The organism is Fibrobacter sp. UBA4297, assembly GCF_002394865.1.
GTDB lineage: Bacteria > Fibrobacterota > Fibrobacteria > Fibrobacterales > Fibrobacteraceae > Fibrobacter.
In genome coordinates this window covers 162,990-172,999 of sequence record NZ_DGUZ01000013.1, presented here as the reverse complement: position 1 = coordinate 172,999, position 10,010 = coordinate 162,990, and the positions used below count along the sequence as shown (strand labels likewise).

At 49.6% G+C, this 10,010-nt stretch carries 7 protein-coding genes; 3 read left to right on the top strand and 4 right to left on the bottom strand.

Annotated elements, in window-relative coordinates; genetic code table 11:
• Positions 1 to 455: 455 nt before the first annotated feature.
• Positions 456 to 1,355, bottom strand: coding sequence for a tRNA (adenosine(37)-N6)-dimethylallyltransferase MiaA (miaA, locus tag B3A20_RS07525; protein WP_290763269.1), 900 nt, complete (start codon positions 1,353 to 1,355; stop codon positions 456 to 458).
• Positions 1,356 to 1,385: 30 nt separating this feature from the next.
• Between miaA and B3A20_RS07520 the strand changes: the two genes are divergently transcribed.
• Both B3A20_RS07520 and B3A20_RS07515 read left to right on the top strand, forming a co-directional pair.
• Positions 1,386 to 2,495 carry a divergent polysaccharide deacetylase family protein gene (locus B3A20_RS07520; RefSeq protein WP_290763267.1) on the top strand — a complete coding sequence of 370 codons (1,110 nt, stop codon included), beginning with the start codon at positions 1,386 to 1,388 and terminating at the stop codon, positions 2,493 to 2,495.
• A gap of 8 nt (positions 2,496 to 2,503) precedes the next feature.
• Positions 2,504 to 3,232: a pyridoxine 5'-phosphate synthase gene (locus tag B3A20_RS07515; protein ID WP_290763266.1), complete on the top strand. Its 729-nt coding sequence runs from the start codon at positions 2,504 to 2,506 to the stop codon at positions 3,230 to 3,232.
• A gap of 97 nt (positions 3,233 to 3,329) precedes the next feature.
• Here B3A20_RS07515 and truA read toward each other — a convergent pair whose 3' ends face one another.
• Together truA and B3A20_RS07505 are read right to left on the bottom strand one after the other, a co-directional pair.
• Entirely contained in the window at positions 3,330 to 4,082 is a 753-nt protein-coding gene (gene truA / locus B3A20_RS07510) for a tRNA pseudouridine(38-40) synthase TruA (RefSeq protein WP_290763265.1), read from the bottom strand.
• Positions 4,082 to 5,104, bottom strand: a complete 1,023-nt coding sequence (locus B3A20_RS07505) for a hypothetical protein (RefSeq protein ID WP_290763264.1) — start codon at positions 5,102 to 5,104, stop codon at positions 4,082 to 4,084. Before B3A20_RS07505 ends, truA begins: the two co-directional genes overlap by 1 nt.
• A 675-nt stretch (positions 5,105 to 5,779) precedes the next feature.
• Here B3A20_RS07505 and B3A20_RS07500 point away from each other — a divergent pair.
• The gene (locus tag B3A20_RS07500) at positions 5,780 to 7,558 is read left to right on the top strand and encodes an ATP-dependent nuclease (RefSeq protein WP_290763263.1); all 1,779 of its coding nucleotides are present in this window, start codon (positions 5,780 to 5,782) and stop codon (positions 7,556 to 7,558) included.
• 194 nt (positions 7,559 to 7,752) lie between these two features.
• On the opposite strand, the gene B3A20_RS07495 is transcribed toward B3A20_RS07500, so the two are convergent.
• Complete coding sequence (locus B3A20_RS07495; protein WP_290763262.1) at positions 7,753 to 9,981, bottom strand: NADP-dependent isocitrate dehydrogenase; 2,229 nt, start codon at positions 9,979 to 9,981, stop codon at positions 7,753 to 7,755.
• Positions 9,982 to 10,010 lie beyond the last annotated feature (29 nt).

The following is a 10,010-nucleotide window of genomic DNA, read 5'->3' as shown; positions in this document are numbered from 1 at the left end:
ATAGTCTGTCCTGTTTTTCGTAAATGGCGATACTTAAAGTATCGCTTAAATCTTCGGCTCGGTCATGTCCAAGCAAGCTTGGTCGCGACTCTCGCCTCTTGATTAATTGACTTCCAAGAAATTTTCTTGGGCCGTCACTAAGCACATCTCCGATTCCTTCAATCTTCCCGAAAGTCTCGCGGGCTTTCGTCTCGTTCAGGTCGTTTTGGGTGACCCGTTCGAGGGTGAGACCAATTATAGAATTTTCAGGAATAAAAACAAGGGGTCAGCGTAAAAAAAATTCACTTTTTTTCACTTTTTTCGTTAAAAACGGGTTGTCTTCCGGTTCCACATCATGATATTCACATTCTATTCACCACTTTTTTAAAAGCACCCCAAAAGAAAAAAGGCAATTTGCCCTTTTCATGTCCAATTTTTGGAGAAAAAATTTTTGACGAGTCCTAAAAACAGCCCTTTTATGGGGTAATCACTCTTTTATGGATATATTCCAGAGGGCTTGTACAGGTATCCAAGTCTACTTCGGTCGATTTTACCTGCCAACGGAACCACGTCAATTGCCTTTTGGCGTAATTTCGCGTCTTTCGCTTGACATCTTCGAGAATCATTTCCACTTGATTGCCGTCTTTTGCGCACAAAAGTTCTTTATAGCCGAGACTTTGCCATGCAGGAGCTTCTAACGGCACGGTTTTAGCTAAACTATGAATTTCTTCAAGCCAACCATCAGCTATCATCTCATCCACGCGAGCATCAATACGCGCATAAAGATTTTCGCGACTGCGGTTTAACCAGAACACAGGAACTTCACCCACGCCACCTTCACGTTCCTTTTGCCATTCCGAGAGTTTACGCCCCGTCAGCTGAAAAACTTCTAAAATCCGGATAATGCGTTGAACGTTGTTCAGTTCAACCTTTTCCATCGCTTCGGGGTCCGCCTGTTTCGCTTTTTCGTATAAAGTTTTACTTCCAAACTTAGCGGCATCTTCCTCAAATGACTTACGAACTGATTCATCAATTTTCGGAATCTGCGGGAGTCCAAGCATCAAAGATTGTAGATAAAGTCCAGTACCACCCACCAAGATATAATTTTGACCAGGATTATCGGCCAAAAGCTTTTTCACATTTGCACAAAAGTCACCCGCAGAAAAAACCTGTCGGGGGTCGAGAAAATCAACTAGATGGTGTTTTACCCGAACCAAGTCCTCATGAGACGGCTGTGCGGTCCCTATCGCAAAGCCCTTGTAGATTTGACGAGAATCAACACCGATGATTTCGGCGTCAAAGTGTTCCGCCAGTTCCAGTGAAAGGCGAGACTTGCCAACACCAGTCGCTCCAACAAGTGCAAATAGAATAGCCATGGGCTCAATGTAGTTATATTTGTAGATGAGATGATAAAGCTTAAACACATTGTCGCACTATTTTTAGCATCGGGGATTTTTGCAGGGCTGTCCTATTTTTTGAACAACCAGGATAAAGCGCAACTTATTCTCGAAAAAATTGAAGAAACTACAGGCATTCAAGAATCCAAAGTAGCACCAACAGAAAAAGACACTGTTAATTTCGCACAAAGGCTGCAAGACGAGATGAAAATTATTTCGTCTAGTTTTTCGAAACGTTCCAAGCGAACCATTTGGACTCTCGCTCGCGGAAAAACAATTGTAGTCTATCTCCTGCAAGCCCAAAAATTCATTCAGGCACACGGTGGCACAATCCTTTCGATGGAAGAACTGAGCGAAAATCCCAACGCCTACCAATCGGCATGGGTAGACGTTTTAACACCTCAAGGAGACTCGCTTCATCTGACGCTCCAAGTTTCAGAAAATATTTTTATGAAAAATGCGTCGCTCATGTCAGTTGTATTCCAGACAACAAGCCTTACTCCAGAAATCATCGCTAAGCTAAACAACCTAGACTACCCGTTTGACATGCTGATTCCACCATTCGGAGTCGATGAAAAATTTTATAAGAGTTTAGACAAAATCCGCAACAAGGAAATCGTTCTTTGGCTTGCCATGGAATCGACCAAGCTAAACAAAGTTCACAACAAATTGCGTCCACTCCGCATCCACCACACGGCAGAACAAATCGAAGAAACCATCAACAAAGCAAAAGAGGTTCTCCCAAGCGCAGCAGGCATTGCAACTCGCTATGGCGAACAAGCGGTCAAGCACAAACAACTTTTGCAAGCCATTCTCAAGCCCGCAGAAAAAAACGACATGTGGTTTATGGACTTGTCCATGGAAGACCGAACGGTCGTACCACAGACCTGCAAGGACTTTAAACTTGTATGCAAAATAGCGTTCCCTTACAATCCAGAAAACAGTTCAATTGAGGACTACATCCATCAAAAGCTCAGGGAAGCGCCCAAAAGCGGGACATCGATTATGATTATCCCACTGACGGAACAAAATTTGTCTAAAATTGAGGATATCGCCGCAAAAACGGCAAAGCAAGGCACTACTCTCGTAGACCTTTCAACTTTATTCAATTCTAAATAGGAGAGCCTATGTCTATCAAACTTGGTGTAAATGTGGATCACATTGCGACAATCCGTGAAGCACGCAAGGGCAAAGAACCTGATCCGGTAGCCGCCGCCATGATTGCGGAACTCGCCGGTTGCAACGGCATTACGGCCCACCTCCGTGAAGACAAGCGCCACATCCAGGACCGCGACATCAGACTCCTCCGCGGAACGGTGACCACTAAATTGAATCTTGAAATGGCTCCGACGCAAGCAATGGTGCAGTTCGCCATCAACCGCCAGCCGGACATGGTCACGCTCGTCCCGGAAGTTCACACCGAGCTTTCAACAGAAGACGGCCTGAACGTTTCTGCAAAGATTGACGAACTTGCAAAGTACATCATGACGCTCCGCAACAATGACATACAGGTGAGCGTGTTCATCGATGCCGAAACAGAACAGGTCAAGGCTGCGAAGAAGGTCGGCGCAAATTACGTTGAATTCAACACGGGCAAATACGCCACCGCTTTTGAACTCGGCAGCCGCGAAGAAGTCGATCGTGAAATTTCAGCTTTGCAAGACATGACTGTTCTCGCCCACAAGTATGGATTAAACGTGTTCGCTGGTCGTGGACTCAACTACAGAAACGTAGAAGCCGTTGCACAAATTGACGGCATTGATGAAATCATCATCGGCCACAGCATTGTTAGCCGCGCCGCCCTCGTTGGTATGGAACGCGCCGTGAAGGAAATGATTGAAGCAATTAGAAGTTAGTCACTAGCAGCTAGTCATTGGTTATTAGTCATATCATCGCGCCAAAGGCGCCAAACTTTAAAACTAAAGACCAAGAGCCAATGACCAACAACTAAAATCAATAATCCCTATATTCCACATTCTCCAGCACGAGCCCCTGCGGGGGCGCCCACGTGCGTTCGCCTTTGAACTTTTTCTCGAAAATTTGGTTGACCGTTCCTTCGGGATAACGGCCTCGACCAACATCAAAAAGCGTCCCGACCATGGCGCGCACCTGGCGGTGCAAAAAGCGGTTTCCTTTAATATGGAACATGCAGCTCCAGTCGTTCAAGCGTTCCAGACGGAACTCGCTCAACGTGCAAAGCGTCGATTTTCCATCGTTACGCGGGATGCAAAAATCAATAAAATCATGTTCACCAAGGAACGACTGCGCCTCGCGGCCCATTGCATCGATATCCAGGTTCAGCGAGCCACACTCCCAGCCAAAATCACGCATTAGCGCCACCGGGCGCGTAAAAATCGTGTACTGGTAATAACGTAAAACAGCATCGTAGCGAGCGTTGAAGTCCGGAGCACAAGGCTCTAAATCGCGAATGCGAATCAAGCGCTTGGTAAGCCCATTCACAGAACGAACAACCTTCTGCGGGTCCAGTTCACCATCAAAATCAAAGTGGACACACTGGCCGCGGGCATGGACACCCGTATCTGTTCGGCCCGACCCCACCACGCGGATGGGCGCACGTAACGCAATCGACAACGCCTCTTCGAGCGTGGACTGCACGGTTACAAAGCGGAGTTTGCCGCCACAATTTTGTTCTTGCCAGCCGTAAAAGGCGCTGCCTAGATATTCACAACGAAAGCGGTAACGCATTAGTTACCTGCTTCTACAGCTTCCTTGATAACAGCCTCAACCTTAGCCTGAGGAATCTTCAACTTCGAAGCGATTGCCGAAGCCGGGAACCCCCTGCGAGACATCTGCAAGATCTTGCTGTTCACCGAAGATTCACGGTCAAAGCGGTTCATCTCAAGCGGATGCGCAACTGCAGTTGCAACAACTTCGGGCTTTGGCGCAGCTGCCGGAGCAGCGGGCTTAACCTTGGTGCGGTCATGATGTAGCACATCAGAAAGCGACTGCATTGCAGACGTGATGCGTTCTCTCGCCGTCGGGCGGAGAACCGTTCTACCGTTAAACGGAGACGTTAAAATTCGATTTTCAGGAACGCCATGTTCATCTTCGAAAGCGGCCTTCGCGGAGTTCACGTTCGAAGCATTTGCGTTGGACGCATTCAAATTCGTTGCACTCTGATCGACAGGATTTGCACCTGCGGCAGCCTTCGTCTGGAGTTCCATCGTTTCACGGCGCTTTGCGGCAAATTCTTCGGCTTCATCGATAATTGACTTTTTAGGAGCATGAACACGCGGAGTAAGGACCGTTTCTGTATCATCCACAGAAGGCATCTCCCCAGTTTCTCTCGATTTCGCAAGAGCTTCCATCATGCGCGTTTCAACAATCTTTTTACGGTGGATAAGCACGAGCACAAGAACCACGGAGCAAAGGAGCACGGCAAGCGTTCCGCCGATAATCCAAAGCCAAACGCCACCAGAGAAGCCTCCCACATTTTCTTCCGGAGCTTCAGCCTCATCAGCCGTATTGGTGCGCATCGCCGAAAGGTCTTCCCATGCGTTAGAAAGTTCGTCGCGGATTTTCACCTGGGCATCGACATTTCCCTGAGAATTCCACAGCGCCACCTCCAAGGAATCAATTTTTGCGCGCGTCTGCATGTACCGGCTAACGTCAAAAGAGGAGGACGAGCCAGAAAAATCAACCTTGAGGTATACAATTAAGGCGCAAGCCAAGACAAAAAGAACAACTGGAGCAGCGTATTTCTTCATGCCCGAAAATTTAGCAATAAAACCCTTTTCGTTATCAAAGTTTGACACTGAACAAAACCTCTTTTTTACATACCTAATATTAATTGTAGCAAATTTGCAACAGCCCATTGAGAAGTTCACAACACTTTTCAACGCGAATATGACAAAAAACACATTATGGAGCCAAACTTTAAATACCTTTATGTTCAAGAACTCTTTGTTCTCCTCCTAACCCCAAAAAGAAACACTTTAGCCCCAACAGCTAAAGTGTTTTTTCGTTTTTTAAGACATTCAGCCACATTCACGGCACACTAGCAATTGTCCATAGCTCCAAAAAGGTTTCATTGGCATATTATGCATAACAATAAGCGAGATAAGAGGTTACATAATTTAAGGATAACGATAAATCGTCAATAAAATGGAGGCGTCGGCCAAAGTATTGTCTTCGCAGTAGCGTGCAAAACGAGAGTCGCGGGCGACTGCTTGCAGGCGCACATGACCAAGTGAAGCCGCTGACGCCGTAGGCGTCAACTCTGAGCTGGGGCCCCGCCCGCATGAAGTACTTTTAGCATCAAAAAAGACTTTTGGAGGTCATTCCCGTACAATCATTCCAATTTATACGGTCTTATTCGCACTTTTTCGCTTGCAATTGCTCCAAATACAACTTTTTTCAAAAAGATTTTATAGTTTCAAGCTATGCAACCACAAGCACTTAGATTGTCCCGCATTACGATTTCGAATCTCCGCTCTATCCAGCGCGAGACTTTTCCGCTTAGTGATTTTACCGCCCTCATTGGCTACAACAACGCCGGAAAAACGAATATTTTGATGGGAATCCGCTGGTTGCTGGCAAATTTTTCGCTGGACATCTCGTATTTTGATGACCCGAACCACCCCGTAGAAGCGGAAGGGCTTTTTGAGGGCATCACCGAGCAGGTTTTAAACCGCCTTGGAGAAGAAAAAGCAGCCGAAGTAGAGCCGTTCCTCTCGGGGACAACGCTCCGTGTCAAAAAAGTGCAGCGAATCCCGGGTGAACTCCCCGGCAATATTGAATTTTGGGCATTCTGCCCGCCAAACGGCAAGCGCAAAGGCAAAGACTGGGTACGCGTCAATGACAAGTTTACCGCAGCCTTTAATCGCATGTTCCCGGAATCCATCGCTATTTGGGATTTTGAGGGGAACCAAGCCTACACCAAGCTCATGCACGAGATTTTCAAGCCACTGGAACGCAGGTTTGGTGGCGAATTGAGCCAGGTCATCGAACAGTTTACGGAACTACTCTCCCCCGGAAGCGACAGCCAGGCCGAAGAAATCAAGGCTTTCGATAAAGAAGTCAACTCGGCACTCCGCCCGCTATTCCCAAGCGTTCGCGTGGAGCTCGACATTCCCGTACCGACTCTAGAGACATTCCTCAAGAGCGCAACGATTAAAGTTGTCGATGAAGATGACGGTTTTGAACGCGATATTTCGCGCATGGGCGCAGGTTCGCAACGCGCTATCCAGATGGCGCTTATCCGCTATCTCGCCGAAATCAAGAAGCACCACAATAACCATTACCTGAGCCGCAAGCTTTTATTGATTGATTCGCCGGAACTCTTTTTGCACCCGCAAGCGGTTGAGCTCGTGCGCGTGGCTTTAAAGAACCTTTCGAACGAAGGCTATCAGGTCATCTTTGCAACACATTCCGCACAGATGGTCACGAGCGAAGACGTGAGTACGTCTCTCTTGATCCGCAAGAACAGGGAACGTGGCACGTTTATGCGCAAGCGAATGGAAGACGCAGTCCGCCAAGTCGTGAAAGATGCGCCGAGCCAGTTGCAAATGCTGTTTAGTTTGTCTAACAGCAATGAACTTTTGTTTGCCGATTACGTGCTGCTCACCGAAGGTAAAACGGAATGGCGAGTGCTGCCCGCCCTTTTCGAGCGCATTACCGGGCAATCTTTTGCGCTCATCAAGTGTGCGCTCGTGCGTCAAGGCGGCGTGAGCAATACACGCAAGAGTATGCAGGTTTTGAGCGCGATGGACATTCCCGTGCGTGCGATTGTCGATTTGGACTACGCATTTACCACAGCCACCCGCGACGGATTCTTGAGCGCAAACGACCCGGACATTACCGAATGCCGCAACTTGTTCCGCGAGCTCGCTTGCCACAACCATTTGCGATTGGTAAACGGCCTCCCCGTCAATAAGCACAGTAACATCAGCGCTTCTACAGCGTATGCGATGATGGCATCTATGCCCGAAGCAGAACGCCCCATCCGCAATATCCACAATAAACTTTGCGAGCAAGGCATTTGGGTTTGGACACGCGGCGCAATTGAAGAGCACCTCGGGCTGAACGGCAAAAACGAGATGGTGTGGCGCAATTTTATTGAACGCAGCAAGTCCAAAAACTTTGTGCAGACACTCCCCGACTACGATGGCATTGAAGCGTTGTGCCAATGGATTATCAACGGGAGCCGCGGGCAATTCTAAAAAATTCACAGCGAAGCAAAAAAAAGGAGTGCGCATTTCTGCGACACTCCTTTTTTGTTACAAGACGGAGGTTCCCGCTCGTCCCCGTCAAGCGAGGACAGGTAGGCGGGAATGACATGCAAGGTTAGACAGCACGAACGCTTGCGTTCGTATTGGATAACCGCAGCAGTCAAGCCTCGAAGAGGAATGACAGGCTAAATGTTGTCGATAATTGCGTTGAACGCTTCGACGGGGCGCATCCACTTCTTGAGAAGTTCTGCCTTCGGGATGTAGTAACCACCGATATCGGCAGGCTTACCCTGTTCGGCAGCGAGAGCGGCGACAATCTCCGTTTCCTTCGCGGAGAGAGCAGCAGCGATCGGAGCGAACTTTCCGGCGAGTTCCGCATCGACCTTCTGGGCAGCGAGAGCCTGAGCCCAGTAGAGAGCGAGGTAGAAGTGGGAACCACGGTTGTCGAGTTCACCGATCTTACGAGCCGGAGTGCGGTTGAATTCGAGAATTTTGCCGTTAGCAGCATCGAGCGTATCGGCCAAGACCTTAGCCTTCTTGTTGCCGCCCTTGAGCGCGACCTGTTCGAATGCAGGCACGAGTGCGAAGTATTCACCGAGAGAATCCCAGCGGAGGTAGTTTTCGGCGAGGAACTGTTGCACCTGTTTCGGAGCAGATCCACCGGCCCCCGTTTCATAAAGGCCACCACCAGCCATGAGCGGCACGATGGAGAGCATCTTTGCAGAAGTTCCGACTTCGAGAATCGGGAAAAGGTCCGTGAGGTAGTCGCGCATCACGTTGCCCGTCACACCGATAGTATCGAGGCCAGCCTTGGCACGCTTCATTGTTTCGACGATAGCCTTGCGCGGGCTCATAATCTTGATGTCGAGACCCTTGAGGTCATGTTCCGGCAAGTAGGCTTCGACCTTCTTCTGGATTTCGCGGTCGTGAGCGCGTTCCGGGTCCAGCCAGAAAATCGCTGGCGTATTGCTGAGGCGAGCGCGCGTTACAGCGAGCTTCACCCAATCACGCACCGGAGCATCCTTGGCCTGGCACATACGGAAGATATCGCCAGCAGCGACTTCCTGCTGCAAGAGGACTTCGCCCTTGCTGTTTACAGCGCGAATAACGCCCTTGCCCTTTGCGACAAACGTCTTGTCGTGGCTGCCGTATTCTTCGGCACCCTGAGCCATGAGGCCCACGTTCGGCACAGTACCCATCGTCTTCGGGTCGAATGCGCCGTTCTGCTTGCAGAATTCAATCGTTTCGTCGTAGATACCAGCATAGCAGCGGTCCGGGATGCAGGCGACAACTTCTTGCAGCTTGCCTTCCTTGTTCCACATGCAGCCAGAATTGCGGATCATGGCCGGCATAGAAGCGTCGATAATCACGTCGCTCGGCACATGCAAATTCGTAACGCCCTTAGCAGAATCGACCATGGCAAGGTCCGGGCCTGCGGCGAGTGCAGCGTCGATAGCAGCCTTGACTTCGGCTTCCTTAGCATTGCCTTCGAGGCGCTTGAACAAGTCACCGAGACCGTTGTTGGCGTCGATTCCGAGTTCCTTAAAGAGGTCTGCGTACTTCGTGAACACGTCCTTGAAGAACACGCGGACAAATGCACCGAACAGCACCGGGTCAGAGACCTTCATCATCGTGGCCTTGAGGTGCACGGAGAAGAGGAGGCCCTTGGCTTTAGCTTCGGCCATCGCATTGGCGATGAACTTTTCGAGAGAAGCCATGCGCATGACGGTCGCATCGATGATTTCGCCCTTGAGGAGCGGCTTTGCGGCACGGAGTTCCGTTACGGCACCAGCTTCATCGACAAATTCAATCTTGAAGGAGTCGGCTTCGGCCATTGTGATGGACTTTTCGTTACCGTAGAAGTCATCGGCTTGCATGCTCGCGACATAAGTCTTCACGGATTCGTTCCACACGCCGTTGCTATGCGGATTGTTGCGGGCATAATTCTTGACAGCGTTAGGAGCGCGACGGTCAGAATTGCCCTGGCGAAGCACCGGGTTCACGGCGGAGCCCTTCACCTTGTCGTAGCGGGCGCGAATCGCTTTTTCTTCGTCCGTTGCAGGAGCATCCGGATAGTCCGGGAGGGCGTAGCCGTTCTTCTGGAGTTCGGCGATAGCGGCCTTGAGCTGCGGCACCGAGGCAGAAATGTTCGGGAGCTTGATGATGTTCGCATCCGGTTCAAGCGTAAGCTTGCCGAGAAATGCGAGGTCATCCGTCACCGGCTTACCAGCAAACGTCGTACCTGCCGGGAGCGTGTCCGCGAAAGCGGCAAGAATGCGGCCCGGCAAGGAGATGTTCTTAGTTTCGACATCGATATCTGCGGTCTTTGCGAAAGCAGATACGATAGGAAGCAAAGACTGAGTCGCCAAGAACGGAGACTCGTCCGTAAGGGTGTAATAGATTTTAGTATTCATACGCCCCTAAGATAGAAAATAGCTCATGA